Below are 20385 nucleotides of genomic sequence, written 5' to 3'. Positions count from 1 at the left end.
GTTAAATGTATAAGTATTTGCAGCATTATATCCTGTGATTTGAAAACTTCCTGTGGCTGTTGTACATGTTGGTTGTATTATCGCACCAACTGTTGGCGCACTTGGCGTACTTGGTTGAGCATTTACTACAATGTTGGCCGATGATGGTGAGGTACAACCAGATGCATTGGTAACTGTAAAAGTATAAGTGTTCGCATTAGCAGTTACCAATCCTGTTGCTGAAATACTTACAACTCCTGGATTAAAAGTATAGGTGTTTGCAGCATTGTATCCTGTGATTTGAAAACTTCCTGTGGCTGTAGTACACGTAGGTTGCGTTATCGCACCAACTGTTGGCGCACTTGGCGTACTTGGTTGAGCACTTACTATAATGTTGGTCGATGAAGGTGATGTACAACCAGATGCATTGGTAACTGTAAAAGTATAAGTGTTCGCATTGGCCGTTACCAATCCTGTTGCTGAAATACTTACAACTCCTGGGTTAAAGATATAAGTGTTTGCAGCATTATATCCTGTGATTTGAAAACTTCCTGTGGCTGTAGTACATGTTGGTTGTGTTATCGAACCAACTGTTGGCGCACTTGGTGTTGAACATCCGTAATAGTTGGTACATAGTGAAGTTAGAAAACATGTAGCACTCAAAACTACCGTCTCTACAACAACATATTGTGTGTTCGGAGTTAATCCATACCATTCAGGATTAAAACCAGAGGCAACACCGTTTGCATTTGTAACAGATGGTGAAATAGTAGTCGCAATATTACAAGAGGTTGCAAGAGGTCTAATAACAGTAGAACGCACAATACATCCAGGAGTACTAGTAGCCTGTTGAGCTATTCCAAGAAAACCAGAGGAATCTGATGTTACCAAATAATAATTCGTAAGTGTGGTATTTGTAGCTTGTGGTGTCCATGTATTACAAGAACCTGCAGAAAAATTCAAATTGGCATAACTTGACACTCCGACTATCGGACAAGTTGGAGTTGCACAAGCACCACAGGCATTGTTAACCAATGTAGCACAGGAAAAAGTAGAAGCAGTAAAACATGTTGCAACTCCACCTGTTGGAGTAACTGTAATTGTTACATTATCTCCAGAATTTAAAGAGTTAATAGTGTAGGTAAATACATTACCTATTGCGCCAACATTTACGGGTGTTGCAGTATTTACTTGATATGAAACAGTATATCCTGTAGCGCCAGTTGCTGCAGTCCAATTAAAAATAACTGATGTAGTCGTTGAAGTTCCACAGCTTATTACACTACTCGAAGATGCAGTAACATTTACCACTATTGCAGCTCTTGGGCTTTCACATCCACCTACAGTTTGACTAACATAAAAAGTAGTTAGGCCTACAGTAGCAGTAGAAGGAGTTGGAGCAGTAGAACTAGCAGTACCACCAGACGAGTTAGTCCCGTACCAATTTAATGTGCCACCAACAATAGGTGTAGCTGATAATGGACTGGCCACTGCATTTTGGCAATAATTAACTGGCGTTGTTACAATTGGGGCAGCTGGCAATGGTGGAGTAACGCAAGTACCTCCATTGCAATTACCGGTTGCAGAGCCCGAATTAATTGATGATGATAAATTTTGAACCCAAGTAACTGAACCATCTTGTTGTCTACTTAAAGGACTCCCTGTGGAAGGATTTGCACCTCCATATCTTACAATTGTTGGATTTGAAGTGTTTAATTGAAAAGGTGTTTGTAAAGTAACTGCAGGACTTCCTGTTGGCAAACATAACGGACCTGTGTTATAATCAGAGGCGTTTGACGTAAGATTAGCGGCACTTGATGACCAATAAACACAGTCAATAGCTACACCAGATGCATCATAAAGCGCACACCATCCATCAGTATTTGCGAGTACAAAATTCCCATTATACAAACAATAATCTGCTGCCGCTAAAGGAATATCAACATTTCCAAGTGCAGCTCCTGCAGGATTTGCCGAAGCTAAAACTATATGTCCACCAACAGGTATAGTGGCAGCAGCAACATTTGGAATTCTGATTGTACCACCAGTATTTATTGTACCAATGGTTTGTTTCATAGCAATAAAATAACCAGAAACATTAATAGGCAAACAACCCCTATTATAAAGTTCTATATACTCTTGACTACTATTATAAATTAGTCCGTTCGGAGGTGTATTTACAGTTCCTGGTGGACGAACCATTAACTCATTAATAACAACCTGAGCATTTACTGAGAAAGTAAATGAAATGAGTAAAAAGAATAGTAGATTTTTTTTTATAAAGCTTAAAAATGGCATTTGATGTAGAATTTGGATATATTTAATAAATCAAATATATTTTTTTTTGAAAAATACCATAAAAATTAAATGCAATAAAATGTTTCAGGTAATAAATGTAAGGAAATGTAATTTTTAATTAATTGAATTTCATTGCTTTAAAAAAACACAAAGAAGAACAAAATAATCCTAGTAATTACTAATTTTATTCAGAAATATTAAAATAAAAACCTTCAAAATGTTCTAATAAATATTTATCCGCGTTTTTCTTATTATATAATTGTTGTGCAGTTTTTACATCAGAAGGTACAAAACAAATAAAATACTTTTTAAATAATTCTTTTACTGACAATTTTGATTTTAGGAAAATCATATCGTTTATTGTAATATTTTGCCCATTTATCTTTAATTCAAAATGCCCACTTTCATTGAAAAACAACAACTCTTGGGTAAGTTTAAAATCACTTTCTTTATTCCAATAATCTACCATTCTAAATTTTGCAATTGCCATATCTTGATGAGTTAGCATAACATTTTGCTTCTTAGCATAAGAAAATAGCATCCAATATAACAAAGGCTGCAATAATTTAGAATTTTCATTTGTTTCGGTATACTCTTTTTGAAACTCATCTATAAATGTTAAAGTCAAATAAAATAGTTTCTTATCTTGATTATAGCCTATTTCAACTTTTAAGACCTCAGAAATCTCTTGAGAATTTGTATTCTTATCTTTTATAATATTATTTTCCAAAGAAGACTTATTAGTTAATGAAAAATACAAAACAGAATAGTAAGTAGCAATAAGAAAAACAAACTGCGATAAACAAATTATAAAAAAAGCTAAAAAATAAGGATAAAAAAGACTTAGTGCTCCTGGAAGCATTTTGGATAAAGGCAATAATATTTGCGTTAATGAAAACATTGATATCACTATCGTAATATAGGTTAACATCCATTTTCCAAAACCTAACTCCTTATAAGATTGATAAAGAATATATCCAATTGCAGATAAACAAACTATGGAGAATATAGAGTCTAATCCAACTATAAGTAACCTCGAGATAAAATTAAAACTATCACTAACTTTATCAGTTATAGTAAAGAAACTAATTACTAAGGAAAAAACGATAAAAACATTTATGACCCACTTCTCCTTTTTAACAAAATATAAAGTAAACCTATTTTTCTTTTTAATCGGGAAAAATGCCAAACTTAAAAAAAGAAAAAGATTATTCATTGAGGATAATATCCTGTCATTTATAATATAGGATAACGTAAACTCTTTTAAGTCAAAAATTTTATATATGGCTACTACAGACCATGAAAGAATTGCAAATATTATAAACAATAATCCTTGATTTATCTCTTTGTAAAAGCTATTTTGTTTGTTCTTATTAGAGTGAGAAAGCCATAAAAAAAACAAATATGAGGCTATTGAAAAAGTAATTCCAAATAAACTAAGTAAATAAAATTGTTTAAACGTCATAAGAGATGTTAGTTTCTTTTGACAACAAATATAAATTTAATTTTTTACTTCACAATCAAAAATTCAGAGCGTCTGTTTTGAGCATGTTGTTCTTCAGTACAATCAGCACCACAATCAACTTTTGGCTCTAACTCACCCATTCCTTTTCCTGAAATTCTACCTGCTTCAATTCCTCTAGATATGATGTATTGAGCTGTTGATTTTGCTCTTCTATCAGATAAATTAATATTGTATCTGTCAGTTCCTCTATTATCCGTATGAGATTTAGCTAGAATAACTAACTGGTCATTATTTTTCATTACTTGGACCAGTTTGTCTAACTCAAATGCACCTTCTTGTGTGATATTACTTTTGTTATACTCGAAGAAGATTGGTTTTAATACAATTTCTGTTGGTGTAACAATTACATCGATAGGATGTAATGCTGCATCTACTCTGGCTGTTGGTCCTTTACTTTTTGCTACAGCAAAGGTGTTTCCTTCATAACCATCTTTTGAAACTTGAACCACGTATGGCTTATCACATTCCAATCTGTATTTTACTTCACCTTTGGCATTGGACATTTCGGTTTTGATTAGGTTTTTCTTATCATCTAGGATTGATACGCTAGCGTTGGATAAGATTGCACCCGTTTTGGCATCGGTAACTACTGTTAAAACATCCACAACACAAACTGGTATTGCGCCGAAGATATCGTCATTCCCATTTCGATTGCTTGATAAAAATCCAACTTTTTTACTTTCATTGAATGTAAAAGCAAAATCGTCTTTTTCAGTGTTTACTGGTTTTCCTAAATTACTAGCTTCACCTCCTGTTAAATCGATTTGAAAAACGTCTAAGCCTCCAAATCCTTGTCTTCCGCTTGAAGCAAAGAATAAAGTTTTGTTGTCATCTGCAATAAAAGGGAAACTTTCGTTGCCTTCTGTATTTACTTTGTTCCCTAAATTTTGTGGTTCACCATAAGTACCATCAGCATTCACTGCAACTTTCCAGATATCTATTCCACCAATACTTCCTGGTCTGTCTGAAGAAAAATACAATGTTTTTCCATCTCTGCTTAGACTTGGATTGCTCGTTGAAAATTCTTTACTATTAAATGGCAAAGAAGTAATATCTACCCATGAATCTCCATTTTTAGTCGCTTTAAAAAGATTATTCCTTCCTAGTTTTAATTTATTGGCTTTATCTTTCTCAAAAGAACTTTCTCTAAAACTTTCACTAGAAAAGTAAACTGTATTTCCATCGGCACTCATTGTTAATGAACCGTCATGATATTTTGAGTTTAATGTACTAACACCAATCACATTTGTAATTGTACCATCAGCATTATAATCGGCTTTATAAATGTCTAAAAATGGCTCGTCTGTCCAGCCATAGCTTTTTCTAGCAGTGTTTCTGGCGCTTGTAAAATATAAACTGTTATCATAAAGAACGGCTCCAAAATCTGATTTATCTCCGCTTACCTCTAATGAATTTACATTATACATTTTTGCCTTGTCTAATAAACTCGGAATATAATTAGGATTTGCTTTAAAAACTTTGGCTCGGTCATCATTTGGTGCAGCCGCAGCAAATTTTTGCATTTGTTTGTTTGCCTCTTCATATTTGCCATTGCCTTTCAACATTTGTGCATAACGATAATAGGTTTCTGCATCTTGAGGAGTTTCTGTTGCTTTGGCATACCATTTAACCGCTTCTGTAGTATTGAACATGTTGTAATAAGTATCGGCTAATTGTTTGTAAACATAACCATCGGCCTTACCGTTCTCAACAAGTTTTAAGTATTCTTTTGCTGCATCAACATACTCGAGTCTATTGTACAATTTATCGGCTGTTTTGGTGGCTGCATTTTGTGCCGAAACTGTAATGGTTAGGGCTACAAAACTTAATGTTATATATAGATTTTTCATTTTTTAGATTGCTTTATGGGTTAGAAATATCTAGGTGATTGGGATACTTTTTTCGAGAAATTTATATCAAATAAAAGCATTACCTCATGTGAAGCAGGTGTAGCCACATTTAAATCGGACACAATATGATCATAGGCATATCCTATTCTCAAATTTGGCGTTATAGCAAAGTTTACCATAGCTCCAAAAGAGTCCTCTAACCTATAGGTTGCTCCTAATTCTAACTTGTCATAAATCATAAAATTAGTTGATATATCAACTGACATCGGTGCGTTTACAGAAGATTTAAGCATAGCAAATGGTTTGAATTTTAAGTTTGGATTTAAATCAAACACATAACCTCCTGTTAAAAAATAATGCAATTCCTCTGTTCCATATTGTCTACCATCAAAGTCTAAATAATTTGATTTTAGCATATTTGGCATTGAGAATGCTAAATAATATTTATTAGTATAATAGAAAACTCCTGTACCAAGGTTAAAAAATGTAGCATTAGGATTTTGTCCAAAGGCTTCATCAGCTGGATTTGGCAACGTTGGTCTAATTACATCAAAATCTACTTTATGCAAGGTCAAACCAGCTTTCAATCCGAAAGCTAGTTTGTGTTCACCACCTAAATTTAATGTATATGAGAAATCTCCGTATAAATTTGTTTCTTCTACTGGACCAATTTTATCATTGATAGCTGAAAAACCTAATCCAACATTTTTACCTGCCGGACTGTGAAGGAAAAAAGTTCCTGTGCTAGGTGCATCTTCTATCTCAACCCATTGTTTTCTGTATAAAACTCCACCCGAAATTCCCTCTTTGGAACCAGCATAAGCCGGATTTATAACACTCATATTATACATATACTGGGTGTAATGTGGATCTTGCTGTGCTTGTACCTCAGTAAACAACGATAGAGCTACTATGGCAATGATATATATATTCTTCATTTTATTTGATTTTTAACGTTGTCTGATTAAATAAACCCAACCTGTCTTAACTTTACCAGAGCGTTGTTCAATAACGTAATAGTAAGTTCCGTCAGGAACTTGATCTCCAGTATCAGATTGTCCTCCCCACTCATTGGTATAATTGTTTTTAGTATAAATTACCATCCCATAGCGATTGAATATCTGAAGTTTTTTGACATCCAAATTAGATAATTCAAAGAAGTCATTATCTCCATCATTATTAGCAGAAACTCCTTTTGGTATAGAACAAAATGAATTAGTTATAGTAATATCAGCGCTACTTTCACAATTGTTTGCATTGGTAGCTACAGCTGTGAAAACTCCTTCGTCAGTAATGACTACAGAGTTGCCTTGACCAATTAAGTCATTATTATAATACCATTTTACATCAATAATATCTTGGTTTTGCTGTGCAATTTGTAAAACATAATCTTCACCATCACAACCTCCAGTAATTGTAAATTGTGGAGTTGGGTTAATGGTAACTGTTAAAGTAGTATTAAGCGCGCATTGTCCAGCATTAGGAGTAAAAGTATAAACTGTTTGTCCTACTATTGAATAGTCAATTGTAGATGGATTCCAAGAACCAGAAACAGAATTATTAGATAAATTTGGCAACAATACTTGTGTTGAAACATCTCCTTGACAGGCTGTCAATGAAGTTCCAAATGTAAATGTTGGTGTTGTTTGAGGAGTTATAGTTACCGTAAATGTGGTCTCATTAGCACATTGACCTGAATCAGGTGTAAATGTATACGTTCCGTTATTAACATTATCAACAACACTTGGCGACCATACTCCAGTAATAGAATTACCGGAAGTAGTAGGTAATGTCGGAACAACTCCTCCTGAACAAAGGCTTACAGAAGTTCCAAATGTAAATGTTGGTGTTGTTTGAGGAGTTATAGTTACCGTAAATGTGGTCTCATTAGCGCATTGACCTGAATCAGGTGTAAATGTATACGTTCCGTTATTAACATTATCAACAACACTTGGCGACCATACTCCAGTAATAGAATTACCGGAAGTAGTAGGTAATGTCGGAACAACTCCTGCGGAACAAATGCTTAAAGAAGTTCCAAAAGAAAATATTGGTGTGGTTTGGGGTGTTATAGTAACTGTTAAAGTGGTAGAAGTAGCACATTGGCCTGCATTAGTTGTAAAAGTATAAATCGTTTGTCCAAGTAATGAATAATCAATTGTAGATGGATTCCAAGAACCAGAAATAGAATTATCCGATAAAGTAGGCAACAATACTTGTGCAGAAACATCTCCTTGACAGGCTGTCAAACTGGTTCCAAAACTAAAAATTGGTGTTGTTTGTGGAGTAATGGTTACAGTAAACGTAGTGGTAGTAGCACATTGGCCAGTATCTGGCGTAAAGGTATAGATACCGTTATTGGCGTTATCCACTACAGCTGGTAACCAAGAACCACTAATTGAATTATCAGATAGTAAAGGCAAGGTTGGTACCGTACCTCCAGAACAAATAGTTGAAGCCGTTCCAAAACTAAATGTTGGTATTGTTTGTGGTGTAACTGTTACAGTAAATGTTGTAGTGGTAGCACATTGGCCTGCGTCTGGTGTAAAAGTATACGTTCCGTTATTGGCATTATCAACTATAGCTGGCGACCATGTTCCTGTGATAGAATTACTTGATGTTGTAGGCAATGTTGGAACAACACCTCCAGAACAAATACTTAAAGTAGTTCCAAAAGAAAATGTTGGGGTTATATTTGTAATGTCATCATTTACTGTAACACAGAATTGTTGTGTACAATTGGTATCCAAATCGGTTACAGTTACACAGTAACTTCCAGCACATAAATTAGTGGCTGTTGCTGTGGTTTGAGCTTGTGGATCATTCCATAAATAACTATAATTCCCAGAACCTTCTGTAACAGTTACTGTTGCAGTTCCATTACATGAAGAAATAGGTGATGTATCACAACTACCATTGTTACAATTTATTAAATTAATACTTCCAGGGATATCTCTTTGCCAAGCTGCACCATCAGGTATTCTGCTAAATGTATTTCCTGTTGAACTTAATCCTTGAAGTGTAGTTTGTCCAACATAATTAATTAAGGAAGGATTTAATTGATGAATTTCTTTTGCAGACAATAATGTCAAACTACCTGTATTACAAGCACCTAAAGATGAAGGTATACATGGAGCATCATCTAAATCGTCATCGGTTGTAATTTTTGAACTTTCATTAGCTCCTACAGTCCAATAGATGGCATCCAATGGAGTTCCATTTGAATCATTTAAAGATATCCATCCGTCTCCATTGGCTAACACAAATTGATTAATAACACAGTAGTTTGATGTCAAAGTGGTGTTGTAATCAATATTGGCAATATTTGATGAAGAGGTAGAAGTGCCAATAACATAATGTGATTTTGGTGCCAAGATAGTCCCAGAAGGAATTAGTATCGTTCCGCCTCTTGAAAGAGTACTTCCAGGATTTGAGTTTGGTTTTGCTGCTGTAGCAATAGTATAACATGATAAATCTATGGGAGAACATGTTGGGTTATAAAGTTCTATGTACTCAGTCCCATTCACAACCAATCCTTGTGCCGTTAAAGGGAAATGCATCACTTCATTAATTACGACATGTGTCCCTGAAGGAGTACAATCTGTTGAACTTGCATTACAAACCGTATTTGGATTTGAATTTGTTGTTCCGGTAATCTCTGGATTAATGACAACTGATAAATTGGTAGAGTTAGCACATTGGCCTGCATTAGGTGTAAATGTATAGTTTGTAGTTGCTGTATTGTTTATAGCTGGTGACCAATTTCCTGCAATTCCATTATTTGAAGTTGAAGGTAAAACAGTCTCCGGAATAGTTTCGCTAAAACAAAATGGATCAGGTGTACTAAAAACAGGAGTAATTATTGGGTTTTGTAAAGAAACACTTGAGGATAAAATTGTATTGCAACTATTGATAACAAAACTAAAATTAGAATAGGTACCAATCCCTAAATTAGGAATTAGAATTTCCCCATTATTGTTTGTATTAAAATTAATAGGGCCAATCGGTGTTGAATTAAAATTATAACTTAGTGCATATACTTCATTTGCAGTTAAACCTGAAATGGTAATGCTTCCATTTGTTCCGTTACAAGTTGTTGGATTAGAGATGCTTAATGTTGGTGATGCTATTATACTAAAATTAGCTTTGTAATTAGTACCTCCATTATTTAATATAATTGTATCATCACATTGAGAGGTAGAATTAAAATCACCTGTAACATCGTAATAAACTTCTAATGTATAATCTCCAGGAGGAACTGTGGTTAAATTTACAGGAGTATCACAACCAGTTTGTGATACGCATTGCCATTTTTGCTGACCTGCAATACACGGTCCACCGCCATTTATAAATTCATTTGTACCTGTATTACATTCACTAAAAAAAGATAAATTTCTTGATGTAAAAGTGCCTGCAATACCCGAAGTTAAATAAAAGCGGTAATACATTTTGGCACCACAAACATTGGTTCCTCCATTTTTGAAAGTTTTCACTTCAGCACCCCTTAGCATCAAAGAAGAAGAGTTAGCAAGATGCACCCCAAAGTCTTTTATAAAAGTATTCCCCGGTTCTTGATTAACTAAATCAGTTCCAGAACCGGTTGTATTATAAAATTTACCATCACCCAAATCTGTACAATCATCCATCCATATTGCAGTAGCATAAGCTCCAAAATCACAATTATTTACTGTTATAGTAATTGTAGTAGAAGTTGCACATTGTCCTGCATCAGGATTGAATGTATAAGTTGTTGTAGCAGCATTATTTAAAGCAGGACTCCAGCTTCCCTCTATCCCATTGTTTGAAATAGTAGGAAGAGGGTTTAATGTTGAACCAGTACAAACTGGACTTGGGGTGTTAAAGGTTGGTATTACTGATGTGCTAATGACAACATTTATCGATTTAGTATCTGAACAACCATTAATATCAGTAACAACTACAGTATAAGTGCCCGCAGAAGCTTGAGTAACATTATTAATTGTTGGATTTTGACTACTGCTTGTAAAACCGTTTGGCCCAGTCCAAGCCCATGAAACACCATCATTGCATGTTAGATTTAAACTTTGATTTTCACAAACAGGACTATTTGTTCCTACTACTGCATTTAATTGACAATTAGAACAGTCTAATGAAGTACCTTTAGTTTCAATATAAAAGGGAGAAACAGAGGCACCAGAACCATCAACTATGAAATAATAAAACTTTCCAATAGTCAATCCACTTAAATTTAATTGATTATTCTTTGTGGAACCATTTGTATATTGGGGTGAAGAGTAAGTGTCATTTACAGATGATGTAGGACAACCACCGCTTAACACTATATTATCTGAAGAAGTACATGGATTGTTGTCAATTCCGGCATCAATAGCTAAAATTTGTAAATTACCAGTAATACCTGAAATCGTTATTCCCAATGAAGTTTGAGCCGCTCTAAATTTAAACCAAGCTGAATTATTTTGTGCTGCATTCCAATTACATGAAACTGTATTTGGATTAAACATATCTCCTGCTTGATTTGTAAATTCATTGTTAGAAGCTACTATAATCTCGGCAGTACCCAAACAATAAGGAGTAGAACAATTATCATAACTAGTAAGTGATGTATAATCTTGAACAGTATAAGGAGATTTAAAAACTAAATCAACATTATTAAATCGACCTCCAGTAGCTGAAGATGTCTCAGTTATTGTTACTGTCCATACTCCATTGGGATCAATACCATTAAATGCTGTATAATTATCTTGAGAACGATAATAACCAATATTAAATGGTTCAGCAGTTCCTCCGTGCTCAAAAAGTCTTCTCAAATATTGATTAAACCTAAATTTTGTATTTATCTGTTTGATTTGAGAATTTGGTAATCCTCCGGTTGCGACCAAATCAATAGAAGTTGTTCCTTTAGTTAAGGTTATTTTATAAGTATTGTAATTTCTTGTATTAGCATCATCACCCATGTGAAGATTAACTTGTACTAATTCAAAAACTCCAGCATTCAAATTTGAAAGACCTGAAACAGTAATCGTTTTTGTTAATGTTCCATTCCAAGAACCTGCAGTACTGACACTGGAATTTGAAAAAACTTGACTAAAACTAAAAAAACAATTAAACAAGAAAATAAACGAAAGATAAACACCTTTTTTCATAATTAATTTTATTATTGGTAAAATAGTGGGTAAAAATAGTGAAGAACACTCATTACAATTCATTACAAAATGAAAATAAATATAATAAATTTCACAAGTATTAATGTTTCAATTAAATTTATAGCACACAATAATAAAAATAAATGATTTTTTTATTATTTTTTATCTTAAAACCACATTTGAATTATGAAATTAACTAATTGTTCTATGAAGTGTTTTTTAGTAATACTATTTCTACCTTCAATACTTTTTTCTCAAATAGCTTACCGTTCAAAACAGTCTGGAGTGTGGAGCGATTTCAATACTTGGCAAAGATTCAATGGCACAACCTGGATTAATGCTACATCTGGTCAAGTGCCATCAAATACAGATGGGGCTATTACTATTTGCAATACGCACACCGTTACTATCAATTCAAATACTTCAATAGATCAAACGATCATAGACTTAGGAGGTAAAATTGTGTTGGCTACCAACGGACTAACGATTGTAAATGGAACTGGTACAGATTTAATCATAAATGGTACATACGAGAGAATATCATCGTTAACTACTATGACAATAAATCCAGGTGCTACTGTGGATTGTGAAAGCACTGGAGTCTACGAACATAATGTAGCTGGAGGTTCTTTACCATCGATAACTTGGAAAGATGGATCAATATTAAAAATTAAAAATAGCCTACAAAACAATCTCAATCAAAGCTTTTGGGATGTGTGGGTGGAAGGTGGAAGTGCATCTTCTGTTACCTTTGATAACAATGTTTCAAGAATAATGACGGTTCGAAATGATTTCAGACTTATCGGAGGTGATTTTTTCCTCAAAAATGGTGGTCCTGTTGGAGGTACTCATACTATTAGAGTTAAAGGGAATTTTATACAATCTGGAGGTTCTTTTGCATGGAATAGTAGCTCTTTGGACAATACAAGTATAGTAAAAATAGAAGTGGAAAAAGATTTAATCATTTCTGGCGGTACATGGTCTGGTAATGTGTCTGCTTCACTTTGCGAATGTGGTGTTTTTTTTCTTGGAAACGGAGTGGAACAAACATACAGCACTATTTTAGTTCATGATAATATTGGAGCAGTTAGAAATAGGTTTTACTACAAGACTACTTCAGGCCCAACGGCTTTGCACGAAATATATAATGGAACTTCACCTCAATTTACTATAAATGGCTCTTGTGGTATTCCTTCGGGATATACTTCTTGGCCTTCAACAGGAGCTATATTAAAAACACTAACCATCGATAATACAGCAGGTGTAACATTACAAAGCGCAAAATCGATTGGAACAACTTTGTACCTTAAAAATGGCCTGTTTAATTTAAATGGACAGTCATTTACCATGACAAACGGAAGTACTATTGACAGAACGGGAGGAACCATTTCCGCGACACCAGCTGGTACTTCTTTTAATGTGCTCTACAGTCCTCATATAGCTGGATTAACTACTGATTTGGAATTACCTAACACCTCAACGGTTTTAAATAATTTAACTATTAATAACGGAAATACTATCACATTGCAAAGCAATAAAACGGTGAATGGAAACCTTACCATCGCTACAGGTGTTTTTGATATAACAGACAAAACCATTAATAGAAATGCTTCAGGAGGAACATTGTCTATAGCAGCTGAAGCAAAGTTAAAAATTGGCGGCAGTAATTCTTTCCCAACAAATTATACAACACATGATATTAATGATAACAGCGTTGTTGAATATGCAGGAACATCCCAAGTAATAGCTACAACAAACAAGACAAATGATTATGATTATGGATTTTTAGAACTTTCGGGTACTGGAACTAAAACATTAGGAGGTGTTGTAGATGTTTACAATGATTTGACAATCAACGGTGGAAATTTATTAGTAAATAATGGTGAAATTTTACGAGTTAAAGATGAGTTTAAAAACATATCAGGAACGGCAACTTTTGAAAACAATAGCAGTTTAATTCAAGTTAATAATGTTTCAAATACAGGAAATATCACGTACAAACGAATAGCACAACAAAGAAGATCGGACTACGTTTATTGGTCTTCACCGGTGAATAATTTCAACCTGAATAGCCATCCATCAAACGGTTTGAAATATATATGGAATACCACTGTAAACAATTCGAATGGCACACAAGGTAACTGGCAAACAGCCTCAGGAAATATGAATGCTGCCCAAGGTTATATTATTAGTGGTCCAAGCTCTTTTAATAATTCTGCTAATCAAAACTTAGAAGTTCCTTTTTTTGGGTCTCCTAGAAATGGAGATATATCCACTACTATTTTTAGAGGAAATAATACTGGAGCCAATTATACCCTTTCCAATGGTGTTCAGGTAACTAATTTAGATGATAATTGGAATTTAATTGGAAACCCATATTCATCGTCTATTAGCTCTAGAGACTTTTTAATAAATAATAACTCTGCACTAACAGGTGCTCTTTACATCTGGACACATGGTTTCTTACCTGCATTAATAAATTCACCTTTCTACGATAATTTCGTTTATAACTATAATCCATTAGACTATATCCCGTTCAATTTAACTGGAAATTTAGCTAGTCCAAATCCTGATTATTTTTTAGGCGCAGGACAAGGTTTTTTTGTAACTATGATTGATGGTCCAACATCAAGTACAAATGTTACCTTTACAAATAATCTTCGAAACAAAGCCTATTTGAATTCAACTGGAACTAATTTTTTTAGATTGACTAATACAACTACAGCAACTGAAAATCCAGAACTTAATAGAATTTGGCTAGATATAATTAAACAAGATCAACCAGGCGGAAGAACTATGTTTGGCTATGTTACTGGTGCAACAATGCAAAAGGATAATCTGTATGATGCAACGACCAAAAGCGACAATACATTTAAGCTTTACACTGTAAATGAAGAAGATAAATTTGTAATACAAGGAAGAGAATTACCATTTGATGATAATGATGTAGTCCCTATGGGAGTAGATATTTTGGAGAGTGGCACATATACAATAGCATTAGCCATGACTGATGGATTATTCAGCAATAGTAGTCAGGACATTTTTCTTGAAGATAATTATACCAACACAGTTCATAACTTAAGACAAAATCCCTATACATTTTATTCTGAACAAGGAAGTTTTACAGATAGATTTTTGATAAAATACAAAAACACTTCAAATCTTAACACAAGTGAAACCAACTGGTATGATACAATATTAATTTGGACAAAAGGAAAAATACATATAAAATCAACTGTAGAAATTTTATCTGATGTAGTCATTTATGACATTACTGGTAAACAAATAGAATCTTTTAACAACATTTTCAATAACTACATTGAAATACCAAAATTAATCAATACAAACAATAAATATATTTTAAAGATTAAACTACACAATGGAATGATTGTTTATAAGAAGATTATCTTTTAACGATGGAATCCTTGCATCGGTTCCCAGTCGAGGTCAAAAGAAAATTCTTAAAAACAATGTTAATCAGAAGTTTAAGCATTATTAATTTTAATATTTGTACAATTTTTGTATTGTTAGCTTAAAATGTACTTCTTTTTACTTTATATCATGTAGTGACAATCATTGCATAAAGAAAATTATCTTAATTGCGTCACTGCCGTTTGCTTTTTTCTATATACTAATTCTTCCTTAATCAATAATTCATTCGCTATCTTCTAATTTCTCTACATAAAAAATCCATTACTAAAATATGCTTTCGTTCTATTTTAAATTAACTTTCAGTTTCTTGATTATAATTTATTAATATAACTGCTATACAAATCTTTAAACTGATAGCCTACATCTACTCTATCTTTGCTCAATTTATCATATTCAACTAAACCCCAGAGTACAAATTCTTTTAAGAAGTATTTATCCTCAGGTGCTATTGTTGGTTGGTAGTTCTTAATTAAATCTTCTAAGGGTTGCACAGCATCCAACTGCTTTCTATATTCCTCATCGGAAGCATCGTCGAGTAGTTCAAAACCCGTTTCAGCAAAGAACCATTCGAGAATTTTGGCATACGGACTAGAATCTATATCCTTTTCTAGTTTTTCAATCTTTGGAAAATAAGCGGGAAAGAAGGTATGAATGGCATCACTAATTAAATGTTGTGCCACCGCAGCTGCTCCTTCTTGCTCGCCTTCATAAACCAACTCTACTTTGCCTGTTAGTGCTGGAATAATTCCCATAAAGTCAGATAAACGGACTGTTGTTGTATCATTTCCTGCTTTTAAAGCCCTGCGTTCTGCTGTGCTAATCAGGTTTTCAAATGCTGTGATGGTCATTCTGGCACTCACACCACTTTTGTTATCGATATATTCGCTTTCTCTAGCTTCAAACGCTATTTGTTCTATTAAATCTTTGGCTAAACTAGGCACATACACCGCTTTCGATTGTTCTTCGTTTAGGCGCGCTTCTTGTTGGGTGATGGTTCTTGCAATGGCTACTGTTTCAGGATAGTGAGTTAATATCTGGGAACCAATTCTATCTTTTAATGGAGTGACAATGCTTCCACGGTTGGTATAATCTTCTGGATTGGCGGTAAACACAAATTGCATGTCCAATGGCATACGGAGCTTAAACCCACGGATTTGAATATCGCCTTCCTGTAGAATATTGAACAACGCTACTTGAATTCTAGCTTGTAAATCAGGTAATTCGTTAATGACAAAGATACAACGGTTCGCTCTTGGTATCATCCCAAAGTGTATCACTCTATCATCAGCATAGGACAGTTTTAAGTTAGCCGCTTTGATGGGATCAACATCACCAATCAAATCGGCAACGGTAACATCAGGTGTGGCGAGTTTCTCTGAGAAACGTTCACTTCTGTGTAACCAAGTAATTGGGGTAGCATCGCCTTGCTCTGCCAGCAAATCTTTGGCAAAGCGAGAAATCGGATGGAATGGATCATCATTAATCTCTGAACCTGCTACAACGGGAATGTACTCGTCCAACAATTCCACCATCTTCCTTGCCAAACGTGTTTTGGCTTGACCGCGCAAACCCAATAAGTTGATGTTGTGTCTAGACAAGATAGCGCGCTCCAACTCTGGAATAACACTATTCTCAAATCCATGCACACCATCAAAGGTAGTTTCACCTGCTTTTATCTTGGTTCGCAAGTTGTCTCTCAACTCGTCTTTAATGCGTTTAGAGGTATATCCTGTTTTCTTTAATTCCCCGAAGGTTGTTATGTTTTCTATTTTCATGAATGTTTTTTATTGTTTTTATTTAACCACAAAGCTCACTAAGGTTTTACGCAAAGTCCACTAAGTACTGTCTATTATCTATCCGTCTATTCTCTCAACTCCTAACTGCCCACTGCGACTGAAAACTGCGACTGAACACTGCGACTGCCCACTACTTCACCCTCTTCTTCCTATTCGCTTCATAATCCTCAAAAATCATTTCACCTAAACCTTTCAATCCCGTGTAGAAGGCTTTTCCTTGGTTGGCTTCGGTGAAACGGTTGACGAATTGCTGCAAATAGGGATCGTTAGCAATCATAAACGTAGTGATGGGAATGTGCAACTTCCTGGCTTGTGCCGCTTGGTTGTAGCATTGTTCCACTATGTATTGGTCTAGTCCGTTGGAGTTCATGTAGTACTCGCCATTCTTTTCTCGAACGCAACTGGGTTTCCCATCGGTAATCATGAAGATTTGTTTGTTGGTGTTTCTTTTGCGGCGCAGCATGTCCATTGCTAGTTGTAAGCCGGCAACGGTATTCGTGTGATATGGACCCACTTTCAAATACGGTAATTCCTTGATGCTAATAGGCCAAGCATCGTTACCAAAAACCAATATATCAATGGTGTCTTTTGGATAGCGCGTTGTGATGAGTTCTGCTAGTGCCATCGCTACTTTCTTGGCAGGCGTAATTCTGTCTTCGCCATAGAGTATCATGCTGTGGCTGATGTCTATCATCAACACGGTGCTCATTTGGGCTTTGAACTTGGCTTCTTCTACAATCAAATCATTCTCGGTTAAGCGAAACTCCTCGGAACCGTTATTGATTTGGGCATTCTTTAAACTCTCCGTGAGCGAAATGCTCTCAAGACTGTCGCCAAAGTGGTATTCTCTGAAATCACCTGTTTGTTCGTCACCACTGCCAGAATATTTGGTTTTGTGGTTGCCATTACCGGCTCGTTTCAAGTTACCGAATATCTGGTCTAGTGCATTTTGGCGGATGGCACGTTCTGTTTTAGCCGTGATGCCAGTGCCTTGCGTTCCATCGTCTTTTAGTTCCTCGCGGATGTAGCCTTTCTTCTTTAAATCTTCTATAAAATCATCAATGGTATAGTTCTCATCCGTCAGTTTGTATTCTACATCCAACTGGCGCAACCAATCGATGGCTTCGTCAAAATCGCCTGAAGTATAAATGATTAGTTCTTTAAAAATATCAAACAGTTTGTCAAAAGGCGTTTGAAACGGAGCTTCATAGGGCTTAAAAAAGAAACCTTTTCTAGTTTTATTATCCATAGACTAAAAGTAGATAAAAAAGAAACAACTTGAGTTGGTAACAACTATTAATAATTCGTTAAATGTGTACAAATCGATAGTAGCATTGACACTTTAGAACTTACCGCAACCCATCACTAACTTCTTATAATAAAAAATTCCCACACGAGGCGGGAACTTTCCAATAACAAAAAAATTAAATTATTTAGGTAAAACGACAGAGTCCAATACATGAATAACACCATTTGACGAAGTAATATCTACTGCGGTTACCGTTGCTTTATTTCCATTTTCATCCGTAATGATTACATTACTTCCGTCTAGTGTAGCAACCAGAGTACCACCTTGTACTGTTTTAACCGATGCTTTTCCATTTCCTTTTTTGATAGCGGCTACTAATGCTTTGCTGTCAATGTTTCCTGCTACTACATGATACGTTAAAACCGCTTGTAGTTTAGCTTTGTTTTCTGGTTTCAATAGTGTTTCTACTGTACCTTTTGGCAACTTAGCAAATGCAGCATTGGTTGGGGCAAACACGGTAAAAGGTCCTTTTCCAGTAAGTGTTTCTACTAGTCCAGCAGCTTTAACTGCCGCTACTAGTGTAGTGTGGTCTTTAGAACCTACAGCGTTTTCTACAACGTTCTTGTCTTTTTGTGCCCATCCAGTTGTAGTCATGGCTACTACGAATAACGATAGCATTGTTTTTTTGATTGTGTTCATGTTGTTCTTTTTGTTTAATTATTTATATTAAAACTTAAACAAATTTACTTCTTTTCCTTACTATTGCTTTTTGATTAACATATAATTGTGTTTTGTTAAGAAGTAAAACGAACTCCTACTACTCTATCATTATCAAGGGATTAGCTGATAAACAACCAATTGGTAAAGGAAAATTGGTTGTGGTGTTTGGTGGTTTGTTTTTAAAAATGGACTATTGTGGTTTAACAAGTGCTAAATGGTTGCTCATTTATGCCTTGCTTGTCCATGATTTGGAAAGGTGGAGCTGGTATAATACTATTAAAAGTATTTGAGATGTTGTATAGCGAATAAGCTTATTTGAAATAACTCTATTCAAACTATACCGTAGTGGTCTTTGGTGGATTTTGAAAGAAGAGACAACGATTCGTTAGTAGCGGTATTGCTCTAATTCTTCTAAAGGAATTTTTGTATAATTTGCATAATCTCTAAACGTTACTTTATAACGTTTCTCTGTTTTGCCGTAGAAGACTTTCATATCAGTCATTTTTTGAGATGCTGTACGCTGTGAACAGCCTTCTATACGAGCTATATCACTAGTGGTAATGCAAATCTTTAATAGTTTTACTGACATATTTTAAATACTTATACTGGCGGCTATTTTTTTCTTGGGTCTTCATTGTTAGTGTTTTTTAAATTAATTTGGTGTATTTCTTTTGTGAAAAAGAATACTACAAACATAGCATTAAATAGATGAAGTTAAAAGTTTAGTTTTTAACAAAAAAGCTGAATTATTAACAAAAATGACATGTTTTATAAACACTTATAATTGCTTATTGTGTTAATTATATTTATTAATTGTGTTGTGAATACTAACTTTCTTTTGACCGCTCTACTTTTCAATTGTATTTATTAACTTTTATTGGGTTTTGTGAAATGTAAAAATGTGTTGATAAGTGAAATTTTTATATTATTGGTGCTTCTCGATACTATTTTCACTACTCCAAACTAGCGTTTGAAGTAGTGAAAATCACTCGAAGTGACGAATTGAGGATGATGGTTCTACTTAGGCTACTCGATACTATTTTTAAAAATAACAAACTGGCGTTTGCTGTTTTAAAAATCACTCGAAGTGACGGTTGCAGGATGGTTGTGGTTGTGAGGCTTCTCGATACTATTTTTAGAATAATAAACTGGCGTTTCTTATTCTAAAAATTACTCGAAGTGACGGTTGGAGGATGATGGTTCTACTTAGGCTTCTCGATACTATTTTTAGAATAATAAACTGGCGTTTGAAGTAGTGAAAATCACTCGAAGTGACGAATGGAGGATGATGGTTCTACTAAGGCTTCTCGATACAATTTTCATTACTGCAAACAAAGGTAACTGTTGCACAACCTCAATAAAAAACTAAAATTTTAAAATATTTATAAAAAGT

9 protein-coding genes are annotated in these 20385 nt (G+C 34.5%); 1 reads left to right on the top strand and 8 read right to left on the bottom strand.

From position 1 onward, the window contains the following. The 5 genes from IAI56_RS12915 to IAI56_RS12895 all read right to left on the bottom strand — a co-directional run. Positions 1 to 2277 (bottom strand): lamin tail domain-containing protein (locus tag IAI56_RS12915; RefSeq protein ID WP_187658265.1); only part of this gene is annotated, 2277 nt, incomplete at its 3' end. Positions 2278 to 2461: 184 nt separating this feature from the next. Further along, complete coding sequence (locus tag IAI56_RS12910; protein WP_187658264.1) at positions 2462 to 3742, bottom strand: hypothetical protein; 1281 nt, start codon at positions 3740 to 3742, stop codon at positions 2462 to 2464. Positions 3743 to 3786: 44 nt separating this feature from the next. Then, a complete protein-coding gene (locus tag IAI56_RS12905) occupies positions 3787 to 5652 on the bottom strand; it encodes an OmpA family protein (protein WP_187658263.1) in 1866 nt (621 codons plus the stop codon). A 20-nt stretch (positions 5653 to 5672) separates the two neighbouring features. Beyond that, positions 5673 to 6590: a PorP/SprF family type IX secretion system membrane protein gene (locus tag IAI56_RS12900; protein WP_187658262.1), complete on the bottom strand. Its 918-nt coding sequence runs from the start codon at positions 6588 to 6590 to the stop codon at positions 5673 to 5675. Positions 6591 to 6602: 12 nt separating this feature from the next. After that, positions 6603 to 11795, bottom strand: coding sequence for a T9SS type B sorting domain-containing protein (locus IAI56_RS12895; RefSeq protein ID WP_187658261.1), 5193 nt, complete (start codon positions 11793 to 11795; stop codon positions 6603 to 6605). A 207-nt stretch (positions 11796 to 12002) separates the two neighbouring features. Here IAI56_RS12895 and IAI56_RS12890 point away from each other — a divergent pair, with 207 nt between their 5' ends. Beyond that, positions 12003 to 15209, top strand: coding sequence for a hypothetical protein (locus IAI56_RS12890; RefSeq protein WP_187658260.1), 3207 nt, complete (start codon positions 12003 to 12005; stop codon positions 15207 to 15209). A 329-nt stretch (positions 15210 to 15538) separates the two neighbouring features. Here IAI56_RS12890 and IAI56_RS12885 read toward each other — a convergent pair whose 3' ends face one another. From IAI56_RS12885 to IAI56_RS12875, 3 genes are all read right to left on the bottom strand, one after another. Further along, a complete protein-coding gene (locus IAI56_RS12885; protein ID WP_187658259.1) occupies positions 15539 to 17002 on the bottom strand; it encodes a MoxR family ATPase in 1464 nt (487 codons plus the stop codon). 151 nt (positions 17003 to 17153) lie between these two features. Further along, positions 17154 to 18272, bottom strand: coding sequence for a vWA domain-containing protein (locus IAI56_RS12880; RefSeq protein WP_187658258.1), 1119 nt, complete (start codon positions 18270 to 18272; stop codon positions 17154 to 17156). A 180-nt stretch (positions 18273 to 18452) separates the two neighbouring features. Continuing rightward, entirely contained in the window at positions 18453 to 18971 is a 519-nt protein-coding gene (locus tag IAI56_RS12875; protein ID WP_187658257.1) for a fasciclin domain-containing protein, read from the bottom strand. Positions 18972 to 20385: the final 1414 nt, after the last annotated feature.

This window comes from Flavobacterium macrobrachii, assembly GCF_014486675.1.
GTDB classification, from domain to species: Bacteria; Bacteroidota; Bacteroidia; order Flavobacteriales; family Flavobacteriaceae; genus Flavobacterium; species Flavobacterium macrobrachii.
This window is presented reverse-complemented; position numbering and strand designations above follow the sequence as displayed.